Annotated in this window: 20 protein-coding genes and 1 pseudogene; 12 read left to right on the forward strand and 9 right to left on the reverse strand. The window is 74.7% G+C overall.

Annotation, left to right across the window (positions count from 1 at the left end; genetic code table 11):
- Positions 1–295: 295 nt before the first annotated feature.
- A complete protein-coding gene (locus EDD39_RS12075) occupies positions 296–1,006 on the forward strand; it encodes a uracil-DNA glycosylase (RefSeq protein WP_244256689.1) in 711 nt (236 codons plus the stop codon).
- Positions 1,007–1,082: 76 nt separating this feature from the next.
- Here the strand turns inward: EDD39_RS12075 and EDD39_RS12080 are convergent, their stop codons facing one another.
- Entirely contained in the window at positions 1,083–1,721 is a 639-nt protein-coding gene (locus EDD39_RS12080; protein WP_123555502.1) for a 3-oxoacid CoA-transferase subunit B, read from the reverse strand.
- Entirely contained in the window at positions 1,718–2,491 is a 774-nt protein-coding gene (locus EDD39_RS12085) for a CoA transferase subunit A (protein ID WP_123555504.1), read from the reverse strand. Before EDD39_RS12085 ends, EDD39_RS12080 begins: the two co-directional genes overlap by 4 nt.
- A 262-nt stretch (positions 2,492–2,753) precedes the next feature.
- On the opposite strand from EDD39_RS12085, the gene EDD39_RS12090 reads away from it, so the two are divergent.
- Genes EDD39_RS12090 through EDD39_RS12115 form a run of 6 tightly spaced genes read left to right on the forward strand, consistent with a single transcriptional unit; the run spans position 2,754 to position 8,268 of the window.
- Entirely contained in the window at positions 2,754–3,995 is a 1,242-nt protein-coding gene (locus tag EDD39_RS12090) for a substrate-binding domain-containing protein (protein WP_123555505.1), read from the forward strand.
- 5 nt (positions 3,996–4,000) lie between these two features.
- Positions 4,001–4,759, forward strand: coding sequence for an ABC transporter ATP-binding protein (locus EDD39_RS12095; RefSeq protein ID WP_123555507.1), 759 nt, complete (start codon positions 4,001–4,003; stop codon positions 4,757–4,759).
- Positions 4,756–5,487 (forward strand): ABC transporter ATP-binding protein, encoded by a 732-nt coding sequence (locus EDD39_RS12100; RefSeq protein WP_123555509.1) that lies wholly within the window; start codon positions 4,756–4,758, stop codon positions 5,485–5,487. The genes EDD39_RS12095 and EDD39_RS12100 overlap by 4 nt, the downstream gene beginning before the upstream one ends.
- Entirely contained in the window at positions 5,484–6,350 is an 867-nt protein-coding gene (locus EDD39_RS12105) for a branched-chain amino acid ABC transporter permease (RefSeq protein WP_123555511.1), read from the forward strand. Before EDD39_RS12100 ends, EDD39_RS12105 begins: the two co-directional genes overlap by 4 nt.
- On the forward strand, positions 6,347–7,417 hold the full coding sequence (locus EDD39_RS12110; RefSeq protein ID WP_123555513.1) for a branched-chain amino acid ABC transporter permease: 1,071 nt from the start codon (positions 6,347–6,349) through the stop codon (positions 7,415–7,417). The genes EDD39_RS12105 and EDD39_RS12110 overlap by 4 nt, the downstream gene beginning before the upstream one ends.
- A complete protein-coding gene (locus tag EDD39_RS12115) occupies positions 7,414–8,268 on the forward strand; it encodes an alpha/beta hydrolase (protein WP_123555515.1) in 855 nt (284 codons plus the stop codon). The genes EDD39_RS12110 and EDD39_RS12115 overlap by 4 nt, the downstream gene beginning before the upstream one ends.
- A gap of 87 nt (positions 8,269–8,355) precedes the next feature.
- Here EDD39_RS12115 and EDD39_RS12120 read toward each other — a convergent pair whose 3' ends face one another.
- On the reverse strand, positions 8,356–9,612 hold the full coding sequence (locus EDD39_RS12120) for a polysaccharide deacetylase family protein (RefSeq protein WP_123555517.1): 1,257 nt from the start codon (positions 9,610–9,612) through the stop codon (positions 8,356–8,358).
- 243 nt (positions 9,613–9,855) lie between these two features.
- A complete protein-coding gene (locus EDD39_RS12125; RefSeq protein ID WP_162869998.1) occupies positions 9,856–10,467 on the reverse strand; it encodes a VTT domain-containing protein in 612 nt (203 codons plus the stop codon).
- A 445-nt stretch (positions 10,468–10,912) separates the two neighbouring features.
- Here EDD39_RS12125 and EDD39_RS12130 point away from each other — a divergent pair, with 445 nt between their 5' ends.
- On the forward strand, positions 10,913–12,019 hold the full coding sequence (locus EDD39_RS12130; RefSeq protein WP_123555520.1) for an LLM class flavin-dependent oxidoreductase: 1,107 nt from the start codon (positions 10,913–10,915) through the stop codon (positions 12,017–12,019).
- On the opposite strand, the gene EDD39_RS12135 is transcribed toward EDD39_RS12130, so the two are convergent.
- The 3 genes from EDD39_RS12135 to EDD39_RS12145 form a co-directional block, all read right to left on the reverse strand.
- A complete protein-coding gene (locus tag EDD39_RS12135) occupies positions 12,000–12,980 on the reverse strand; it encodes a phosphotransferase family protein (RefSeq protein ID WP_123555522.1) in 981 nt (326 codons plus the stop codon). The two genes, EDD39_RS12130 and EDD39_RS12135, sit on opposite strands and share 20 nt — an antisense overlap.
- Before the next feature lie 36 nt (positions 12,981–13,016).
- On the reverse strand, positions 13,017–14,690 hold the full coding sequence (locus EDD39_RS12140) for a putative bifunctional diguanylate cyclase/phosphodiesterase (RefSeq protein ID WP_244256690.1): 1,674 nt from the start codon (positions 14,688–14,690) through the stop codon (positions 13,017–13,019).
- A gap of 546 nt (positions 14,691–15,236) precedes the next feature.
- Positions 15,237–15,662 carry an OsmC family protein gene (locus EDD39_RS12145; protein ID WP_123555526.1) on the reverse strand — a complete coding sequence of 142 codons (426 nt, stop codon included), beginning with the start codon at positions 15,660–15,662 and terminating at the stop codon, positions 15,237–15,239.
- A gap of 262 nt (positions 15,663–15,924) precedes the next feature.
- Here EDD39_RS12145 and EDD39_RS12150 point away from each other — a divergent pair, with 262 nt between their 5' ends.
- The 4 genes and pseudogenes from EDD39_RS12150 to EDD39_RS12165 all read left to right on the forward strand — a co-directional run bounded on the left by EDD39_RS12150 (position 15,925) and on the right by EDD39_RS12165 (position 17,950).
- Positions 15,925–16,251, forward strand: coding sequence for a chorismate mutase (locus EDD39_RS12150; RefSeq protein WP_030914656.1), 327 nt, complete (start codon positions 15,925–15,927; stop codon positions 16,249–16,251).
- Between the two features lie 99 nt (positions 16,252–16,350).
- A complete protein-coding gene (lepB, locus tag EDD39_RS12155) occupies positions 16,351–17,037 on the forward strand; it encodes a signal peptidase I (RefSeq protein WP_148089430.1) in 687 nt (228 codons plus the stop codon).
- A 222-nt stretch (positions 17,038–17,259) separates the two neighbouring features.
- Positions 17,260–17,646, forward strand: a pseudogene (locus EDD39_RS12160) (response regulator transcription factor); the annotation flags it as partial.
- Positions 17,647–17,650: 4 nt separating this feature from the next.
- Positions 17,651–17,950 (forward strand): YciI family protein, encoded by a 300-nt coding sequence (locus EDD39_RS12165; protein ID WP_030459831.1) that lies wholly within the window; start codon positions 17,651–17,653, stop codon positions 17,948–17,950.
- 7 nt (positions 17,951–17,957) lie between these two features.
- On the opposite strand, the gene EDD39_RS12170 is transcribed toward EDD39_RS12165, so the two are convergent.
- Positions 17,958–18,950, reverse strand: coding sequence for an EamA family transporter (locus EDD39_RS12170; RefSeq protein WP_123555530.1), 993 nt, complete (start codon positions 18,948–18,950; stop codon positions 17,958–17,960).
- Between the two features lie 40 nt (positions 18,951–18,990).
- Positions 18,991–21,255: a transglycosylase domain-containing protein gene (locus EDD39_RS12175; RefSeq protein ID WP_123555532.1), complete on the reverse strand. Its 2,265-nt coding sequence runs from the start codon at positions 21,253–21,255 to the stop codon at positions 18,991–18,993.
- Positions 21,256–21,292: the final 37 nt, after the last annotated feature.

Raw genomic sequence — 21,292 nt, forward strand, 5'->3', positions numbered from 1 at the left:
GTCCCCGTCCCGCCCCCACGGCGGGGCACGGGTCGCCACCGCAAAGATAGCGCTCCGTGCGGACGCTCCGGCAGGGACCTCGCACGGGCGTCCGGAGCCGGGCGGCGACGGCCGGGCCGGGCGGGCGGGCGTCGCGGTCGTACGCCAAGGGGCTTGCGGTGCGGGGGAGTTGCGGCGGGCGGCGCGGGCTGTCGGCGCGACTGTGTAGCGTTCACCGCGGTGGGTCCGGGACGGGCCCGCGGAACGCACGAGTCAAGAGCGGCCGCCGTGCGGCGCGGCCGGTGGGAGGTACAACGTGACGGAGCTGGCCGAGACGTCCGCGGGCGGCGTGCCGGAGCTGCCCGAGTCCTGGCGGGGAGTGCTCGCCGAGGAGACCGGCAAGCCCTACTTCGCGCAGCTGGCGGAGTTCCTGGCCGCCGAGCGCGCCGAGCACGAGGTGTTCCCGCCGGCCGGGCAGGAGTTCGCGGCGCTGGAGGCGGTGCCCTACCAGGACGTCAAGGTGCTGATCCTCGGCCAGGACCCTTACCACGACAACGGCCAGGCGCACGGCATGAGCTTCTCGGTGCTGCCCGGCGTCAGGACCCCGCCGTCGCTGCGCAACATCTACAAGGAGCTCGGCACCGACCTCGGCCTGACCGTGCCGGACAACGGGTACCTGATGCCGTGGGCCGAGCAGGGCGTGCTGCTGCTCAACGCGGTGCTCACGGTGCGGGCGCACGAGGCCAACTCGCACAAGAACAAGGGCTGGGAGAAGTTCACCGACGCGGTGATCAAGGCGGTCAGCGCCCGCGAGGAGCCCTGCGTGTTCGTGCTCTGGGGCGGCTACGCGAAGAAGAAGCTCCCGCTGATCGACACCGAGCGCCACGTGGTGGTCCAGGGCGCGCACCCGTCGCCGCTGTCCGCGAAGCTGTTCCTCGGCAGCAAGCCGTTCTCGCAGATCAACGAGGCCCTGGAGGGCTTCGGCCAGAAGGCGATCGACTGGCAGATCCCGAACACCAAGGGCTGACCGCAGGACGGAACCAAGGGCCGACCGCAGGACGGAGGGGGCCCGCCGGGAACGGCGGGCCCCCTCCGTCGCGGGCTCAGGCCAGCACCGGCGGCTCGGTCGCGGCGCGCACGTCGGCGAGGGTGACGCCGTCCGCGAGGGAGACCAGGCGCAGGCCCTCGGGGGTGACGTCGAGGGTGGCGAGGTCGGTGACGACGCGGTGGACGACGGCGCGGCCGGTGGCGGGCAGGCTCAGCTCGTCGACGATCTTCGGGCTGCCGTCCTTCGCGGTGTGCTCCATGACGACGATCAGCCGGCGGGCGCCGTGGACCAGGTCCATCGCGCCGCCCATGCCCTTGACCATCTTGCCGGGGATCATCCAGTTGGCGAGGTCGCCGCGGGCGGAGACCTGCATCGCACCGAGCACCGAGACGTCGATCCGCCCGGAGCGCACCATGCCGAAGGAGAACGCCGAATCGAAGTACGCCGCACCGGGGTTGACGGTGACGGTCTCCTTGCCGGCGTTGATCAGGTCGGGGTGGACGTCGGCGTCCGCCGGGTAGGGGCCGGTGCCGAGGATGCCGTTCTCGGAGTGCAGGACGACGTGCACGCCGGGCGGCAGGTGGCCGGGGACCAGGGTGGGCAGGCCGATGCCGAGGTTGACGTACTGGCCGTCGCGCAGTTCGCGGGCGGCCCGGGCGGCGAGCGCGTCGCGGGGGTCGAGGGCGGCGGTCATCGGGACTCCTCGGGGGCGGCGGGGCTGCTGACGGTGCGCCGTTCGATCCGGCGGTCGGCCGGGTCGGCGGCGACGATCCGGTCGACGTAGACGCCGGGCAGGTGGACGGCGTCCGGCGGGAGCTCGCCCGCCTCGACGATCCGGTCGGCCTCGACCACCGTGGTCCGGCCGGCGGTGGCGCACAGCGGGTTGAAGTTGCGGGCGGCGGCGTGGAAGACGCAGTTGCCGTGCCGGTCGGCGACCTCGGCGCGCACCAGTGCGAAGTCGGCGCGGATCGCCTCCTCCAGCAGGTGGCGGCGGCCGCCGAACTCCCGGACCTCCTTGGGCGGGGAGGCCACCGCGACCGCGCCGCCGCCGGGGGCGTAGCGCCAGGGCAGGCCGCCCTCCTCGACCTGGGTCCCGGCCCCGGCGGGGGTGTAGAAGGCCGGGATGCCGGCGCCGCCGGCCCGCAGCCGCTCGGCCAGGGTGCCCTGCGGGGTGAGTTCGACCTCGAGTTCGCCGTTCAGGTACTGCCGGGCGAACTCCTTGTTCTCCCCGACGTAGCTGGAGGTCATCCGGGCGATCCGGCCGGCCCGCAGCAGCAGGCCCAGGCCCCAGTCGTCGACCCCGCAGTTGTTGGAGACCACCCGCAGGCCGGTGGTGCCGGCGTCGACCAGGGCGCCGATCAGGGTGGACGGGATGCCGCACAGGCCGAAGCCGCCGACCGCGAGCAGTGCGCCGTCGGGAATGTCCTCGACCGCGCGGGCCGGGGAGTCCAGGACCTTGTCCAAGGGGGCCGCCTTAACCAGGGGGAGGGGCTGACTGGCGCACCACCCTCCCCGCAGGCCCCGGGGCTTTCCATGGCGGACGGCGCCATGGTGCGGACGCGCACCATGTGAGCCCCGCACACTCCCGGCCGCCGGCCGCCGCGACATGGCGGCGGGCCACGCAGTGCGGGCGGCCGATGTGTGGGCTCGTCACATGTCGTCCGGGGGAGCGCACCCCTACGGTTCCGGCATCCCACCAGCACCGGCACGTCAGGAGCCCCCCACCATGCCACTCACGGACGCCACCCGCAGACGCCCCGTCCGGAAGTTCGCCGCACTGGCCGCCTGCGTGCTGCTCGCCGCGGGCTGCGCGAAGGCCGGCACCGCGGGCACCTCGACCGGGGCCGGGAGCGGCGGGGGCGACAAGAGCCCGGTCAAGGTCGGCCTGGTGTACTCGAAGACCGGCCCGCTGGCCGCCTACGGCAAGCAGTACCTGGAGGGCTTCAAGGCGGGCCTGGCGTACGCCACCAAGGGCACCGGCGCGGTGGACGGCCACCCGGTGGAGGTCGCCGAGCAGGACGACGCGGGCGACCCGGCGAAGGCGGTCTCCGCGGCCAAGGACCTGATCGGCAAGAACTACAAGATCCTGGCCGGTTCGACGGCGTCCGGCGTGGCGCTGCAGGTCGGCCCGATCGCCGCGCAGAACAAGGTGCTGTTCATCTCCGGCCCGGCCGCCGCCGACAAGGTCACCGGCCTGAACAAGTACACCTTCCGCTCCGGCCGCCAGTCCTACCAGGACACCAGGGCGGCGGCCTCGTTCATCGGCGACGCCAAGGGCAAGAAGGTCACCGTGCTGGCCCAGGACAACGCCTTCGGCCAGGCCAACGTGGCCGCAGTCAAGGACGTGCTGGGCGGCGAGGGCGCCACCGTGGACGCCGTGCTGGCCCCGCCGTCCGCCACCGACCTGACGCCGTTCGCCACCCAGGCCAAGGACGCCAAGCCCGACCTGCTGTACGTCGCCTGGGCCGGCGACACCGCGTCCGCGCTGTGGACCTCGCTCAACCAGCAGGACGTGTTCTCCGCGACCAAGGTGGTCACCGGCCTCGACGTGGCCGCCTCCTACCCGCTGTTCGGCCCGGCCGCCGAGAAGATCGACTTCCTGAACCACTACTTCGGCGGCGCCGCCGGCACCGAGGCCGAGAAGGCGATGACCGACGCGGTCGCCAAGGCCGGCTCCAAGCCCGACCTGTTCACCCCCGACGGCTTCACCGCCGCCCAGATGGTGGTGCACGCGCTGGAGGCCAACCAGGGCTCCGACGCCGACACCGACGCCCTGGTGAAGGCCCTGGAGGGCTGGAGCTTCGACGGCGTCAAGGGGAAGCTCACCGTCCGGGCCGAGGACCACGCGCTGCTCCAGCCGATGTTCCAGGTCAAGCTGACCGGCTCCGGCGCCGACGCCAAGCCCACCGCGGTCAGGACCCTGCCCGCCGACCAGGTCGCCCCGCCGGTCGCCAAGACGGCGGGCTGAGCCGGATGAGCACCCCCGCCCCGGTCCTGCGGCTGGACGGCCTCGGCTGGTCCGTGCGCGGCGTCCCGATCGTGCAGGACGTCAGCCTGGACGTCGCCGAGGGCGAGTTCGTCGCCTTCATCGGCCCGAACGGGGCGGGCAAGACCTCCCTGTTCAACCTGGTCTCCGGCATCTACCCCGCCACCCACGGCACCCTCCACCTCGACGGCGCCGACATCACCGCCCTGCCGGTGCCCGCCCGGGCCCGGCGGGGCCTGGGCCGGACCTTCCAGACCTCCTCGCTCTGGCCCGGCCTGACCGTCGCCGAGCACGTCCGGCTCGCCGCCCAGGCCGCCGCCGGACCCGCCGCCTCCTACCGGATCTGGCGCCGGGCCGGGCACTACCGGCAGCAGGTCGAGCAGACCCTGGAGCGCACCGGCCTCGCCGACCGCGCCGACCACCTCGCCGGGTCCCTCTCGCACGGCGGCAAGCGGAAGCTGGAGCTCGCCGTGCTGCTGGTCGGCGAGCCCCGGCTGATCCTGCTGGACGAGCCGATGGCCGGCGTCAGCGCCGAGGAGGTGCCCGCGCTGGTCGAGCTGATCCGCTCCGTCCACCAGGAGCAGGGCCGCACCGTGCTGATGGTCGAGCACCACATGGACGTGCTGCTCGGCCTGGCCGACCGGCTCGCCGTGATGCACCACGGCACCCTGCTCGCACTCGACGCCCCCGACGCCGTGATGGCCGACGCCACCGTCCAGGGGGCCTACCTCGGGGAGGCGCTGTGACCGAACCCCTGCTCCAGGTACGGGAGTTGCGGGTCGTCATCGACGGCCTGCACATCCTGCACGGCGTCGACCTGGACGTCGCCGCCACCGGCGTCACCGCCCTGCTCGGCCGCAACGGCGCCGGCAAGACCACCACCGTCAAGGCCGTCATGGGACTCGTCCCGCGCACCGGGGCGGTCACCTTCGACGGCGCGGACATCGCCGGGCTGCCCACCCACCTGGTGGTGCGCCGCGGCATCGGCTACGCCCCCGAGGACCGCGGCATCTTCGCGGGCCTGAGCGTCGCGGAGAACCTGCGGCTGGCCGAACGCGACGGCGACCCCGCCTACGACCTGGTCCACGAGCTGTTCCCCGAGCTCAAGCAGCGCCACAGGCAGCCCGCCGGGACCCTCTCCGGCGGACAGCAGCAGATGGTCGCCATCGCCCGCACCCTGCTCAACGGCAACCGGCTGATCATCGCCGACGAACCCACCAAGGGCCTCGCCCCGAAGATCGTCACCGAGGTCGCCGACGTGCTCGCCCGGGCCGCCGAGACCGTCCCCGTCCTGCTGGTCGAGCAGAACCTCGCCCTGGTCCGCCGGGTGGCCGGCCACTGCGCCGTCCTCGCCGACGGCCGCACCGCCCACCAGGGCGACGCCCGCGCCCTGCTCGCCGACGAGGACGCCGCCCGCCGCCTGCTCGGCGTCGGCAGCCACCGGCCCGACACCCCTGGGGGGACGCCCCGATGAACACCGTCGTCCTGCTCGCCTGCACCGGCCTCGGGCTCGGCGCGCTGTACTTCCTGGTCGCCTCCGGCCTCTCGCTGATCTTCGGCCTGATGGACGTGCTCAACTTCGCCCACGGCGCGCTGCTCTCGATCGGCGCCTACGCCGCCTGGTGGGCCGCCACCGACGGCGGCATGGGCTTCTGGCTGGCCGTCCCGTTCGGCACCCTGGTCGGCACCGCCGCCTCCGTGCTGCTCGAACTCGCCCTGATCCGCCCGCTGTACGCCCGCCCCCGGGACCAGATCCTGGCCACCGTCGGCGTCGGCCTCGCCCTGCCCGCCCTGCTGATGGGCATCTGGGGCTCCGACGCCCGCCCCTTCCCGCAGCCCGCCGCGCTGGCCGGCACCGTCGACCTGCTCGGCGCCACCGTCCCGGTCAACCGCTTCGTGCTGATGGCCGCCGCCCTGGTCGTGCTGGTCCTGCTGCGGCTGTTCCTGGCCAGGACCCGCTACGGCCTGATCGTCCGGGCCGGGGTGGAGGACCGGGCCATGGTCACCGCGCTGGGCATCGACGTCCGCAAGGCGTTCACCCTGGTCTTCGCCATCGGCGGCGCCGCCGCCTCGCTCGGCGGGGCGCTGGCCGGCCTCTACTTCGGCTCGGTCAACCCCTCGCAGGGCACCGGACTGCTGATCTTCGCCTTCGTCGTCGTGGTGATGGGCGGCATGGGCTCGGTCACCGGCGCCGCCGTCGCCTCGGTCGGCGTCGGCCTGGTCCAGCAGTTCGCCAACTACTACACCGCCGCGGGCCTCGGCGACCTCTCGGTGGTCGTGCTGCTCGCCGTCCTGCTGCTCGTCAAGCCGCGCGGACTCACCGGGAGACTCGCATGACCGCCCACCTCAAGCGCTGGTGGCCGCTGGCCCTGCTGCTCGTCCTGTTCGCCGCGCCCTACAGCGCCCTGCCGGTGCCCGGCCTGCTGGACGGCCCGCTCGGCAGCCCCGGCAGCCTGCAACTGATCGCGCTGTGCCTGCTCTACGGCGGCCTCGCCACCGGCTACGACCTGCTGCTGGGACGCACCGGGCTGCTCTCCTTCGGGCACGCGCTGTACTTCGCCACCGGCCTGTACGCCACCGACCTGGCGATGCTCGAGTTCGGCCTCGGCTTCGTGCCCGCCGCACTGTTCGGCGTCGCCTGCACCGTCGCGCTGGCCCTGCTGCTCGGCTCGGTGTCGCTGCGGGTCACCGGCATCGGCTTCTCGATGGTCACGCTGGCCTTCGCCCAGGCCGGCTCGATCCTGGTGCAGCGCAACCCCGGCGGCCTGACCGGCGGCGAGGAGGGCCGCTCCGCCCCCGCCGAGCACCTGCCCGACGCGCTGATCGGCATCCAGAACACCGCCAACCTGTACTGGATCGCGCTGGCCTACCTGGTGGTCACCCTCGCCGTGGTGCACTGGACGGTCTCCTCGCCCACCGGCCGGATCTGGGCCGGCATCCGGGAGAACGAGCGCCGCGTCGAGGTGCTGGGCCTGCGCCCGTACGGCTTCAAGCTGGTCGCGTTCACCGTCTCCGGCGCGCTGGCCGGCGCGGGCGGCGTGGTCTACCTGCTGCTCACCGGCGGGGCCACCCCGCAGGCGGCCGGCTCGGACGCGACGCTGGCGCTGCTGGTGATGGTGGTGCTCGGCGGCTCCGGCACCCGCTGGGGCCCGCTGCTCGGCGGCGTCCTGTACACCTGGGCCGCGCACCGGCTCGGCGACCTCGCCAACTCCGACTCGATCGCCCAGCTGCCCGCGGTGCTGCGGGTTCCGCTCTCCCAGCCGCTGTTCCTGCTCGGTACGCTCTTCGTCGCCGTGGTCTACCTGCTGCCCGGCGGCCTCGCCAAGCTCCCCGCCCGGCTGCGCGGCGGCCGCGCCGCCAAGACCGCCGTCCCCGTCACCGCCGTACCGGAAGGCGCCGCATGACCGCCCCCCAGCCGCTAACCGTTCCCGTCGACGGCGGCGAACTCGCCGTCCTGCACTGGCCCGCGACCGTGCCCGGCGCGCCCGTGGTGGTCGCCGTCCACGGCATCACGGCCAACGCGCTGGCCTGGGGCGCGCTGGCCAGGCTGCTCGACGGCCGGGTCGCGCTGTACGCCCCCGACCTGCGCGGGCGCGCCGCCAGCCGCGACCTGCCCGGCCCGTGGGGCCTGGCCCGGCACGCCGAGGACGTCGCCGCGCTGGTCACCGCGCTGGACGCGGGCCCGGTCCGGCTGGTCGGCCACTCGATGGGCGCCTGGGTCTGCTCGCTGGCCGCCGTCCGGCACCCCCACCTGGTCGCCGAACTCACCCTGGTGGACGGCGCGGTGACCTTCCCGCTGCCGGACGGCGTCCGCGAGCAGGACGCCCTCGCGGCGGTCCTCGGCCCCGCACTGGCCCGGCTCTCGATGACCTTCGCCAGCCGCGCCGCGTACCGCGAGTTCTGGCAGGCCCACCCCGCGTTCGCCCCGTGGACCGACGAGCTCGACGCCTACACCCAGCGCGACCTGGTCGGCGAGGCCCCCGACCTGGTCTCCTCCTGCGTGCACGAGGCGGTCACCACCGACGGCACCCAGGTCCTGCTCGACGGGGAGGCGGCCGGCGCGGTCCACCGCCAGCGCGTCCCGACCCGGCTGCTCTACGCCGAGCGCGGCCTGCTGGACGAGCCCCAGGGCCTCTACGACCCGGCCCGGCTGGCGGCCGCGGAGGTCACCGTGCCGACCGAGCCGGTCGCGGACACCAACCACTACTCGATCATCTGGTCCGACCGGCTGGTGGAACTGCTGCTCGCGCCCTGACCGGCCGCACCGACGCGCAGGGGCCCGGGAAGCGTGCTGCTTCCCGGGCCCCTGCGCGTCGGGAGCGGCCCCGTCGCGTCGGGCGCGCTACCCGCCCAGGAAGGCCTGCCAGCCGCCCGCCGGGGCCTGGCCCACGTTGAGGGTGCGCAGCTTGCGGAGGGTGGACTGGTCCTGGACCTCCAGCCAGTCGACCAGCTGCCGGAACGAGACCAGCCGGACGTCGGGCTTGTCGGCGATCTGCTTGAGGGTCTCCTCGACGGCGTCCATGTAGATGCCGCCGTTCCACTGCTCGAAGTGGTTGCCGACGAACAGCGGGGCGCGGTTGGTGGTGTAGGCCCGGTTGAAGCCCGCCAGGTAGGAGTCGCGGGCCTGGTCGCGCCACTGCCCGTACTTGGACGGGTCGCCCTTGGTGGAGCCGCCGGACTGGTTGGCCAGGATGTTGTAGTCCATGGACAGCACCTGGAAGCTGTGGCCGGGGAACGGGATGCCCTGCAGCGGGAAGTCCCAGATCTTGCCGTCCTGGACCTTCTGCGGCCAGATCTGCAGGCCGCCGGGGGAGCTGGCGTCGTACTTCCAGCCCAGCTTGGCGGCGGTCGGCAGCAGCGCCTTCTGGCCCTCCAGGCAGGGGGTGCGGCCGCCGATCAGCTCCTTCTTGTAGTCGAAGGGCAGCGGGTCGACGTCGGTGAAGCCGGTGTTGGTCCTCCAGTTGGTGACGAAGGAGACGGCCTGCTGGATCTCGCTCTCCCAGTCCTCCGGCGTCCACTTGTTGACGCCGTTGTGGTCCGAGCGGGTGGAGCAGAAGTGCCCGTTGAAGTGGGTGCCGATCTCGTGGCCGGCCAGCCACGCCTGGCTGATCAGCTTGATGGTGTTGCGGACGGCGTTGTCGGACAGGAACGGGATGTCCGAGGCGCCGACCGGGTGCTGCGGCGGGTGGTAGAGCGAGGACTTCTCCTTCGGCAGCGTGTAGATGCCGGAGAGGAAGAAGGTCATCGTCGCCTTGTGCTCCTCGGCGAGCTTGAGGAAGCGGGTGAACTGCCCGTCGTCGGTGGCGCCGGCGCCGTCCCAGGAGAAGACCACGAACTGCGGCGGGGTCTCGCCCGGCTTGAGCTTCTCGGGGGCGGGCTGGTGGGGCTGGGTGCCGGTGTCGGCGGTGGAGCCGTCGCCGATCGGGGTGCCCTTGACGGCGGACGGGCTGCCGCTGCCGGCGCCGGTGGCGCCCCCGGTCTTCGCGTCGGAGCCGGGGCGGTTCGCCGCGCCGCCCCCGCTGGAACAGGCCGCGACGGCGCCGAGGGCCGCCGTGGCCGCTGTGGCGGTCAGCACTGTCCTGCGCGAGATGCTGCTCATGGTCTCCCCTGCCACGGTGGGCCCGGCCAAAAGAAGGTCCGGACGCCGACACGCGGCTCCGGAGGTCAACTTCTGGCAAAATCGGACAATTTGACGGTATCGCCACCCAAGGATGGCATGTCCGGGGTGGCCGGTCCAACGCCGCCCACCCTCACCCGGTCATCACGCCGACCGGGCCCGCCCGGCTCCCGGACGGCCCGCCTTGTTGCCGTCCTGAGACAGACAACCCCGAGGTCGAGGCCGCTACTCGCCCTCTACCAGGGCCGCCAACCGGCGCCGCCGCCGGACGAGTTGCACCACCACCGAGCTGATCGCGGTGGCCGCCGCGCAGGAGATCACGAAGCTCAGCCAGGCGGTGTCGAACCAGTGCAGGTTCAACCAGCCGAGGCTGACGATGTACGCCGCCCACACCACGGCGGCCACCGCCGACCAGCGCAGGAACGTCCAGGGCCGGTACGCGGAGTGCCCGACCGCCAGGTCCAGGACGGTCCGCCCGGCCGGCACGAAGCGCGCGATGATCACGATGGCCGCCGCCGCCCGGCTGGTGGTGCGGCCGGTCAGCGCCCGCTGCACCCGCTCGACGCTCGCCGCCAGCCGCGGCCGCCGGGCCAGCCGGCGGTGCACCGCGGGCGCGCCGCGCCGGGCCAGCTGGAGCAGCAGCAGGTCGCCCAGGAAGGAGGCGACCGCCACGCCCGCGCCCAGCAGCAGCGGCGAGCCGTCCACGTGCGCGGTCTTCAGCACGGCGAGGATCACCAGCGTCCCGCTGGGCAGGAACGGCAGGAAGGCGTCGCCGAGGACCGCCGCCAGTGCCAGCGCGCAGTACCAGGCGGGGCCGATGACGGCATCCAGATCCACGGTGTCTCTCCCTCCAGCACGCCCGGGGGGAGCAGCTGCAACGGGGATCAACGCTAGCGCGGGCAAATTTCATGGCATGAAGCACCCCCGTGTGGCATACCGCACACGGCCCCGGGCACGGCGAGAGCCCCCGGGCGGGGTGCCGCTCCGGGGGCTCGTGGGATCGAACGACGCTGGTCGAGCCCGCCGATCTGTCGCTGGCGCGCGGAACCGGTACGTGTTCCGCGCCGGTCTCCAGACTGCCCCATCCGCACCCCCGAACGGGCCGCCGGACCTGGCGACTTCTCGCTGTGGCGTGAAGTCGCCACGCAGCGTGGCCTGCTGGCGGGCCGTCAGCCGCCGCGCCCCGGCGGGCCCGCCGGGGCGGGAACAGCCCGGCCGCCGGACGGGTTGTGCTCCGACGAACGCCCGGGCACCCGGCCGGGGCACCAGGAGGACGCACCGCATGAGCACCGCACCGGAGCCGACCGCCCCCGAGACCGCACCCGAGCCCGCCGCCGCCGTGGACCCGGTCCGCGGCCGGACCGCCGGCCGCGCCCCCGCCCCGCTCTCCATCCTGGACCTCGCCACCGTCGGCTCCGGCCACACCGCGGGCGAGGCGCTCGCCGCCACCACCGAGCTGGCCCGGGCCGCCGAGGGCTGGGGCTACCACCGGTTCTGGGTGGCCGAGCACCACGGCATGCCCGGCGTCGCCTCCTCGGTGCCCGCCGTGCTGCTCGCCCACCTCGGCGCCCGCACCACGACGCTGCGGCTGGGCTCCGGCGGCGTGATGCTGCCCAACCACGCCCCGCTGGCGATCGCCGAACAGTTCGGCCTGCTGGAGGCCCTGCACCCGGGCCGGATCGACCTCGGCCTGGGCCGCGCCCCCGGCACCGACCAGGCCACCGCCCGGGCCCTGCGCCGCGGCCTGGCCGACGGCGCCGACGACTTCCCGCGCCAGCTCGCCGAACTCACCCACTTCCTGGACGGCGACTTCCCGCCCGGCCACCCGTACGCCCGGCTGGAGGCGGTGCCGCGCTCGGCCTCCCGCCCGCCGGTGTGGCTGCTCGGCTCGTCCGGCTTCAGCGCCCAGCTGGCCGCCCGGCTCGGGTACCCGTTCGCGTTCGCGCACCACTTCAGCGCCGCCAACACCGTCCCGGCGCTCGACCTGTACCGGGACGGCTTCACCCCGTCCGACGTGCTGGAGAAGCCGTACGCGCTGATCGGGGTCAGCGCGGTGGCCGCGGAGAGCCGGGAGCGGGCGCTGTGGCTGGCCCGCTCGGCCGGGCTGGGCATGCTGCGGCTGCGCCAGGGCCGGCCGGGCCCGATCCCGACGCCGGAGGAGGCCGCCGCGCACCCCTACACCCTCGCCGAGGAGGACTTCCTCGACTCCTGGCTGGCGAACGTGGTGCTCGGCACCCCGGCCGAGGTCGCCGAGGGCCTGGAGGCACTGCGGCGGCGCACCGGGGCGGACGAGCTGATGGTCACCTCGCACATCCACGGGCACCGGAACCGGCTGGAGTCCTACGGGATGATCGCCGAGGCGTACGGCCTCACCGGCCGCGCGGGCTGAGTCCGTCCAGCACGGCCAGCTGCTCGGCGATCCGCTCCGCGGACCAGGTCCGCACCCAGTCGGCGAAGTCGCCGGTGTAGGCCCGGGGCGCGGCCTCGGTCCGCATGACCAGCGCCAGGTAGATCCGGTACAGCGCGAGCCGGGCCCGCCCCGCGTCGTCCACCGCGAAGGCCGGGTCGACCGAGCGGTAGCCGGCCGTGAAGTCCTCGTCCCGCTCTGCGGCGCCGAGCGGGTCCAGGCCGACCAGTTCGGCCAGCGGGTCGCCGAAGAAGGCCCGCTCGCCGTCGATCACGCCGGTCAGCTCCCAGCCGCCGTCCGCGCCGGGGGTGAGCAGCAGGTTGCCCTCCCAGGCGTCGAAATGCACCAGGGCGGGGCGGCGGACCTCGGCCAGCGCGGCCCCGAACCGCTCCGGCAGGGCGCGCAACTCCTCGGCGGGGACGGGCAGTTCGACGCCGTAGCGGTCGGCGTCGGCGAGCAGTGCGCCGAGCATCGCGGCGAACGCGGCCGGCCAGTCACCGGCCGACAGCCCGGCCTCGGGCTGCGGGTAGCCGTAGCGCTCCCCGGTGGCCCGGGCCACCTTGGCGGCCCAGGCGCCCAGGGTGCGGCGCAGCCCGGCCCGGTCGGCGGCGGAGAGCCGCTCGCGCAGGCTGTCCCAGGTGCGGCCCTCGACGTAGCCGAGCAGCAGCCACTCGCGGCTGCCGGCGTCCCCGTCCGGGTCGTGGTGCAGCACCCGCGGGACGGTCAGCCCGGCGTCCGCGGCCAGCGCGTGGAACAGCCGCTCGGTGCCCAGCAGGCCGCGCTCGTGCGCCAGCCCGGGGGTGCCGGGCGGCGGGGCGCACTTGAGCACCAGCCGCCGCCCGTCGGCCAGTTCGAGCAGCCGGGCGGCGTTGTACAGCCCGCCCGTCAGCGGGGTCTCGGCGACCACCGCCACCCCGCCCAGCACCGCGTCCACGCGTCCCATCGTCCTGCTCCCCTCCGCACCGGAAGACCGCGGCCGTCACCGCGACCGGTCACGGAGTATCGCCGCGATCGCCTCGGGACCGCCAGGCCGGGCGTAGTACCAGCCCTGCGCGGTGTCGCAGCCGGTCTGGCGCAGCCGCTCGGCCTGGGCGGCGTGCTCGATGCCCTCGGCGGTGACGGTCAGGCCCAGGGCGTGCGCGAGCTGCACCATGGCGCCGACGATCTGCTCGTCGGCGGCCCGCCGCCGGCCGTCGGCGCCGGGCGCGGACTCGCGGAACGCCTCGATGAAGGTGGCGTCCAGCTTGAGCGCGTGCACCGGCAGCCGGGACAGGTAGGCGAGGTTGGAGTAGCCGGTGCCGAAGTCGTCGATGGCGATCCGCACGCCCATGTCGGCCAGCGCCTGCAGGGACTGCAGCGGGCGGCCGCCGGGGCCGAGCAGCGCGCTCTCGGTGATCTCCAGCTGGAGCAGCGCGGCGGGCAGCCCGGTGCGCTCCAGCACCTCGGCGACGTCCGCGACCACGTCGGAGTCCCAGATCTGGCGGGGCGCCAGGTTGACGCTGACCAGCACCGGCTGCCCGGGGAACCCGTCCAGCCACTGCCGGGCCTGCCGGCAGGACTCCTCCAGCACCCACTTGCCCAGCGCCACGATCGCCCCGGACTCCTCGGCGAGCGGGATGAACCGGTCCGGCGGCAGCAGCCCGTACCGGGGGTGGTTCCAGCGCACCAGCGCCTCCGCGCCGCGCACCGCGCCGTCGGCCAGGCCCACCAGCGGCTGGTACTCGACGGTGAACTCGCCGCGCTCCACGGCCGGGCGCAGCTCGGTCGCCAGCAGGTGCCGGGCGAGCTGGTCGGCGCCCCGGTCGCGGTCGTACAGCGTCCAGCGGGCGCGGCCGTCGGACTTCGACCAGGACAGCGTGGAGTCGGCGTCCCGGACCAGGTCGGTGGGCGTGGAGCCGTGCACGGGGCGCTCCACCACGCCGATCGACGCGGTGACGGTCAGCCGGTGCCCGGCCACCTCGAAGGGCCGCTCCAGGACCTCCATCAGGTCGGCGGCCAGCCGGGTCAGCTGCTGGTGGCCGGCGCTGCCGATGACCAGCACGGCGAACTCGTCGCCGCCCAGCCGGGCCACCAACTGCTGCCCGTCCCGGGCGAACCCGTGCTCCAGCCGGGCGGCGACCGCCACCAGCAGCTGGTCGCCGACGTGGTGGCCGAGGGTCTCGTTGACGGCGGCGAAGCCGTCCAGGTCGACGTGGCACAGCCCGATCCGCCGCTCGCCGTCCGCACCCGGCCCGTCCCGGCCGTCCGGCTTGAACGCGCCCTCCAGCCGCTCGTAGAACAGCGTCCGGTTCGGCAGCCTGGTCAGCGGGTCGTGCAGCGCCTGGTAGGCGAGCCGGTCGCCGAGCTGGCGGCGCTCGGTGACGTCCTCGACCATCACCATCGTGTAGTACGGGTCGCCCGCGCCGTCGCGGATCAGCGAGACGGTGACCCGGCCCCAGACCTCCCGCCCGCCGCGGTGCTTGAGCCGCTTCTCGGCGCGCATCCGGTCGCGCTCGCCGCGCACCAGCTCGCGGTAGCGGCTGCGGGACGGCTCCTCCGGCTCGATGACCTGGTGGATGTGCATGCCGGGGAGCTCGGCCACCTCGCGGCCCAGCATCGCCGCGAACACCGGGTTGCCCTCGATCAGCAGGTCGTCGGAGTCGATCAGCGCCATGCCGATCCCGGCGTCCGAGAACGCGGCCCGGAACCGCGACTCGCTGGCCCGCAGGGCGGCGGCCAGCCGCTCGGCCTCGGTGTCCGGAGGGGCCCCGCAGGCGCTGCACGCCCCGGCTCCGGTACCCGGGCGCGGCGCTTCGGGCCGCCCACCCCGATGGTGTGCGTCGGCCCCGACGTTCCGGCCCGGCACGGCACGCTCCCGTCCGCTGCTGCCACTGGTCGTGCCGGACGCTCCTCACGGACGGCGACCGGCCAGGCGGCCCGCGCCCGCCCGCGGTCCCCGGCCCGGTGGGCGGGGAGCGGTCGGCGGCCTCGGGCCACGCCCGCCGATCATAGGCCGCCGGTGTAACTGTCCGCGACCGCCGCCAGGGTGATTGGCGAGGCTTGTCCCGAGCTGCCCGTTACGTTCTGTGCGAGGCGCGCGGATCGCCGCCGGAACGCGCCGGCGGGCCGGCCGCCGCCGCGCGGGCGGGGGCCGGGGAGTGCGCCCGCGCGCACCGGCCGTGACGGCGCGGACGGGCGGGCGGGCGCGGGTGCCGGGCGGTCAGGCCAGGCCGGCGGAGAGCGTGATGGTGGTGCCGGACAGCGCCTGGCTCACCGGGCAGTTGGCCTTCGCGTCCTCGGCGGCCTTCACGAAGCCCGCCTCGTCCAGGCCCGGGACGGTGCCGACCACGGTCAGGTGGATGCCGGTGATGCCGGTGCCCGGCTGGAAGGTCACGTCCGCCTTGGTCTCCAGCTTGGTGGGCGGGGTGCCGGCGCCGGTCAGGCCGTGCGAGAGCGCCATCGAGAAGCAGGACGAGTGGGCGGCCGCGATCAGCTCCTCCGGGCTGGTCTTGCCGTTCGCCGCCTCGGCCCGAGACGGCCAGGACACCGGGAACTCGCCGACGCCGGAGGAGTCGAGGGTCACCAGGCCCTTGCCGTCGAGCAGGTTGCCCTCCCACTCGGTGTGCGCGGTGCGGGTCGTCGCCACGATCAGGTACCTCCCATGAGAAGCGGACAGCTGTCGAACTGCTGTGCCCGCGGCCGGACTTCCGGCCGCGGCCCGCCCAGCCTACGGCCCGCACCGCGCTCCGGAGGCCGAACGCCGCGCGGAGCGGCCGACCGTCCCGAACGCCGTCCCACATGCCGGAACGGGCGGGTGATCAGGGCGGACGGGCCCGGTCCGCCCTGTTAGATTGGCCGTCCGCCGCGCCCGAGCGCCCACCCGAAATCCCGCATCGGAGCCACCCCACATGACGGACCAGCCCACTCCCTCCCCGGCGGGGATCGACGACGCCGTGCGGGCCGAGCTGACCCGCCTGCGCGAGTCCATCGACAACATCGACGCCGCCGTCGTCCACATGCTCGCCGAACGCTTCAAGGCCACCCAGCAGGTCGGCCGGCTCAAGGCCGAGCACCAGCTGCCCCCCGCCGACCCGGCCCGCGAGCGCCGCCAGATCAAGCGCCTGCGCGAACTCGCCCTCAGCGCCAACCTCGACCCGGTGTTCGCCGAGAAGTTCCTCAACTTCATCATCGCCGAGGTGATCCGCCACCACGAGGCCATCGCCAACGAGACCTGAGCCGCCCCGCGCGGCGGTTGTCTGCTCCGGGTAAGGGCCGGATTTCGCCCTGCCCCGGGCACGGGTTAGCGTGCAGTCCTTGCCAAGGAGGCGGTGTCGGTGTCGGTGGCGGTGACCGAGGGGCCCACCCAGGAACGGCGTCCGCGCAAGCGGCGGCCCTGGTACGTGGAACTGCCCGTGATGATCGTGATCGGCCTGGTCGTCGCCGTGCTGATCAAGACCTGCCTGTTCCAGATGTTCTCCATCCCGTCCGGCTCGATGGAGAACACCCTCCAGGTCGGCGACCGGGTCGCGGTCAACAAGTTCGCCACCCTCACCGGCTGGAAGCCGGAGCCCGGCGAACCCGTGGTGTTCAAGGACCCCGGCGGCTGGCTGCCGCCCGCCCCGCAGAGCGGCAACGCCTTCACCCGCACCGTGCACTCCGGCCTCAGCGCCGTCGGCCTGCTCCCGCCCGGCGACGACTACCTGGTCAAGCGGGTCATCGCCACCGGCGGCCAGAGCGTCGCCTGCCACGGCACCACCCTCACCGTCGACGGGCAGCCCGTCGCCGAGCCCTACCTGCACCCCGGCGACGACTCCTGCTCCGGCATCGACTTCGGCCCGCTCACCGTCCCGGCCGGCCACGTCTGGGTCGAGGGTGACCACCGCAGCGACTCCGCCGACTCCCGCTACCACCGCGACGGCCCGGACGGCGGCGCGGTCCCCGTCGCCGACCTGGTCGGCCCCACCACCGCCGTCGTCTGGCCGCTCAACCACTTCACCTGGTTCGGCTGGACCGGCCGCTGACCGGCCGCTGACCGGCCGCTGACCGGCCGCTGACCGGCCCCCGCCGGATCAGCCGCCGGTGACGCCGCGCCGCAGCCGCACCGCGCAGCCCGCCGCCACCGCACCCGACAGCAGCGACGCCCCCGACTCCAGGTCGCGCGCCACCAGCGGCACCCCCGCGGCAGCACCAGCAGCAGCCCCGGCCGGAACAGGGCGGTGAGCAGCCTGTCCCCGCCCACCGACGCCGGCTTCCCGCTCAAGGACGCCCGCCCGGCCGAACTGCTGGGCGCGGTCCGGGCGGTGGCCGCGGGGGAGGCACTGCCCGCGCCCCGGGTGACCCGCCGGCTGATCGAGGAGCCCACCCGCCGCCCGGAGCCGTCCGCGCTGCCCGCCCCGGCCGCCCCGGCCGCCCCGGCCGCTCCGGCGGGGGCGACCGAGCGGGAGCGGGAGGTGCCGGCGCTGGTCGGGCCGGGCTTCTCCGACGAGGAGATCGCCGCCGAGCTGCACGTCAGCCCGTCCACCGCGAAGACCCGCATCGGCCGGCCGCCGCAGCAGCCCGCCGCCCGCGACCGGGCCCAACTGGTCGTCGCGGCCTACGAGTCGGGCCTGGTCCGGCCCGGCGTACGATGACCGGGTGTTCATCCTCGAGCTGACCTACACCGCCCCGCTGGAGCGCGTCGACGCCCTGCTGCCCGCCCACCTCTCCTGGCTGGAGCAGCACTACGCGAACGGGACCTTCCTGGCCTCCGGCCGCAAGGTCCCGCGCGACGGCGGCATCATCCTGGCCGTCGCCCCCGACCGCCCCGCCGTCGAGGCCCTCGCCGCCACCGACCCGTTCGTCCCGGCCGGGATCGCCGCCTACCGGATCACCGAGTTCGTCGCCACCACCACCGCCCCCGCCCTCGCCGCCCACCGCGAGACCCTGCCGGTCTGAGGACGCCTCAGCTCCGGGCCGCCGACTGGGCGGCGAACGCGCCCGCCAGGACGAGTGCGCCGCCCGCCAGCTGCGGGGTGCCGAGGTGCTCGCCGAGCAGGACCCAGGCGAGCACGGTGGCCACCACCGCCTCCAGGTTGGCGACCACGCCCGCGACCGGCGGGGAGAGGTGCTGCACCGAGGCCACCCCGGTCAGGTAGGCCAGCACGGTGGCCACCAGCACCATCCACAGCGCCGGCAGCAGCGCCGGCACCTGGTGGCCGTTCATCGCCACCGAGCGCCCCAGCAGCGACCAGTCGGCGTCCCAGGGCCGGGTGAACGCGGTCAGCAGCACGGCGCCGATCAGCAGGCCGTACGCGGAGACCGCCAGCGGGTCGACCGGGCGCCCGCCCTGCCGGCCGGCGTCGGCGAGCACGAAGTAGCCGACCTGGCAGCAGGCCGCGCCGAGCGCGAACAGCACCCCCAGCGCGTCGAAGGACAACCCGTTCCAGACCTCGACCACGCAGGCCAGCCCCGCCACCGCGACGCCCGCCCCGGCCGTCGCCCGCCGGGAGACCGGCCGCCGCTGCACCAGCCGGACGTAGGCGATCAGCAGCGGCGGGCCCAGGTACTCGATCAGCAGCGCGACGCCCACCGGGATCCGCGAGATCGCCGCGAAGTAGCAGGCCTGCACGCCCGCGACGGCCAGCAGGCCGAAGCCGAGCAGCACCCCGGGCCGCCGCAGCACCGCGTCCCGGTGCCGCCACGCCACCGGCAGCAGCACCAGCGCCGCCCCGGTCACCCGCAGCCACACGGTGTGCGCGGAGGACAGCCCGGCCTCGATCAGCGGCTTGGCCGCCGTCCCCGACCCGCCGAACGCGACCGCCGACACCAGCGCCAGCCCCAGCCCGAGCGGGGCCGCCCGCCGGGCCGGGCCCGGACGCGGGGCCGCAGCCGTGGCCGGGGCGGGCGGGGGAGGGGCGTCGACGGGAACGGCGGAGGGGTCCGAGCTGCTGTGCATCGCCGCATTCTGCCAGCCCGGACCCCTCCGCCGTAAGGTGTTACTCCGCCGGTTGGTACTGATCGCCGAGCAGCCCGCCGGCCCCGCCCAGCCCCGGCGCGGTGCTGGCGGACGGGCTGCGACCGGCCCCGCCGCTCGGCCGGGCCGAGGGCGAACGGCTCGGCCGCGTGCCGTTCTCGCCGCCGTCCGAACTCGCCCCGCCGCTGGGACGGGCCGACGGCGAGGACGAGGGCCGGTCGTCACCGGCGGACGGCGAGGGCGTGCTGCTCGGGCTGTCCGCCGCGGACGGGCTCTGGCTCGGCGAGGCGGAGCCGCTCGGCGTGCCGGAGGGCGTGCTCGCGGCCGGGGCCCGGGTCGGCCCGGCGAAGTCGGTGACCGGCTGCCCGGCCAGCGCGGACTTCATGTACGCCGTCCAGATCTGCGCCGGGTACTTGCCGCCCGCCGCGCTGCCGGTGCCGCCCACGCCGTCCAGGCTGACCTGCTTGCCGGTGCCCGGCTCCTGCCCGAACAGGCCGACCACGGTGACCAGCTCGGGGGTGTACCCGGCGAACCAGACCGACCTGGAGTCGTCGGTGGTGCCGGTCTTGCCGGCCACCGGGCGGTTCAGCGCGGCGGCCCGGTAGCCGGTGCCGCCCTGGTCGTCGACGACGCCCTGGAGGATCGAGGTGGTGGCCCGGGCCGCGTCCTTGGAGACCGCCTGGACGGCCTTGTGCTCGGGCAGCGCGACCTGCTCGCCGCCCGCCTCCAGGCCCTTCACCAGCCACGGGGTGATCTGCTGCCCGTCGTTGTCCAGGGTGGCGTACACCCCCGCCAGCTCCAGGGCGCTCGGGGTGGCCGCGCCCAGCGGGATCGACGGGACGGCGCTGAGGCCCGGCGTGTCGGCGGGCAGGCCGAGCGCCACCGCGGTGGCGCGGACCCTCTCCAGCCCGGTGTCCTGCGCGAGCTGCGCGAACACCGAGTTCACCGACCAGTCGGTGGCCTGCTGCAGCGAGATCTGCCCGTACGAGTGCTCGCCCTCGTTCGGCGGCGCGTACGGGGTGCCCTTCGCGCCGCGCACCGCCCGCCGGTTGGTGCCGTCGTACACGGTGTCGGCGGTGATCCGCTCGCCGGACTGGGTGCGCGCCCCGGAGTCCAGGGCGGCCGCCAGCGCGATCGCCTTGAAGGTGGAGCCCGCCTGGTAGTCGGTGCGGGTGGCGTTGTCGATCCAGTGCTTGGTGGCGTCCGCGCCGCCGTACAGCGCCAGCACCTGCCCGCTCTTCGGGTCCACCGAGACCGCGCCGGCCTGGGCCGCCGCGTCGGCCTTCCGGCTGTCCGGCTTGAGGTTGTCGGTCAGCTGGGTCTGCACCGCGTCCTGCAGCTGCTGCTGCTTCTTCGGGTCGACGGTCAGCGTGACGGTGTACCCGCCCTGGGCGAGCTGCGCGTCCGAGACGATGCCGTGGTCGGTCAGGTACGAGGTGGCCGCGGCCACCAGGTAGCCCGCCTGCCCGGACAGGCCCGGCGCCGACTTCGGGGCCAGCACCTCCGGGAACGCGGTGTGCTGCCGCTCCTCGGCGCCCAGCCACTTCTTCGCCACCATGCCGTCCAGCACGTAGTTCCAGCGCGCCGTCGCCTTCTGCTTGCCGGCCTCGCTGGCCGAGGAGACGTCGAAGGCGCTCGGCGCGTTCAGCAGCGTCGCCAGGTAGGCGCCCTGGGCGGCGGTCAGCCGGCTCGCGTCCACCCCGAAGTACGCCTGCGCGGCGGCCTGGATGCCGTACGCGCCGCGCCCGTAGTACGAGGTGTTCAGGTAGGAGGAGAGGATCTCGTCCTTGCTCTGGGTGGCGTCCACCTTGATGGCGATGAACACCTCCTTCACCTTGCGGCTGACGGTCTGCTTCTGGTTCAGGTACGCGTTCTTCACGTACTGCTGGGTGATCGTCGAACCGCCCTGGGTGGAGCCGCCGGACGCGGTGTTGAACGCGGCCCGGGCCATGCCCTTGAGGTTGACCGCGCCCTCCGAGTAGAAGTTGCGGTCCTCGGCGGCCAGCGCGGCGTGCTGCGCCTCGGGGGAGACCTTGTCCAGGGAGACGTTCTGCCGGTTGGTCTGGCCGGTGCGGGCCAGCACCGAGCCGTCCGCGTACAGCCAGGTGTTGGACTGGGCGGTGGCGGCCGCGTGCGCGTCCGGCACCTTCACCAGGGCGATGCCCAGGGCGAACAGTCCGACCCCCAGCAGCACCGACGCCGCCAGGCCCAGCAGGGTGATCCGCCAGGTGGGTATCAGCCGGCGCCAGCCGGTCCGCTTCTTGCGCTCACGGGGCTTTCGAGGCAACGGAGACCTTCCCGCAGGCCCCGGACGGGCTGCTCGC

Origin of the sequence: Kitasatospora cineracea (assembly GCF_003751605.1) — a bacterium.
GTDB lineage: Bacteria > Actinomycetota > Actinomycetes > Streptomycetales > Streptomycetaceae > Kitasatospora > Kitasatospora cineracea.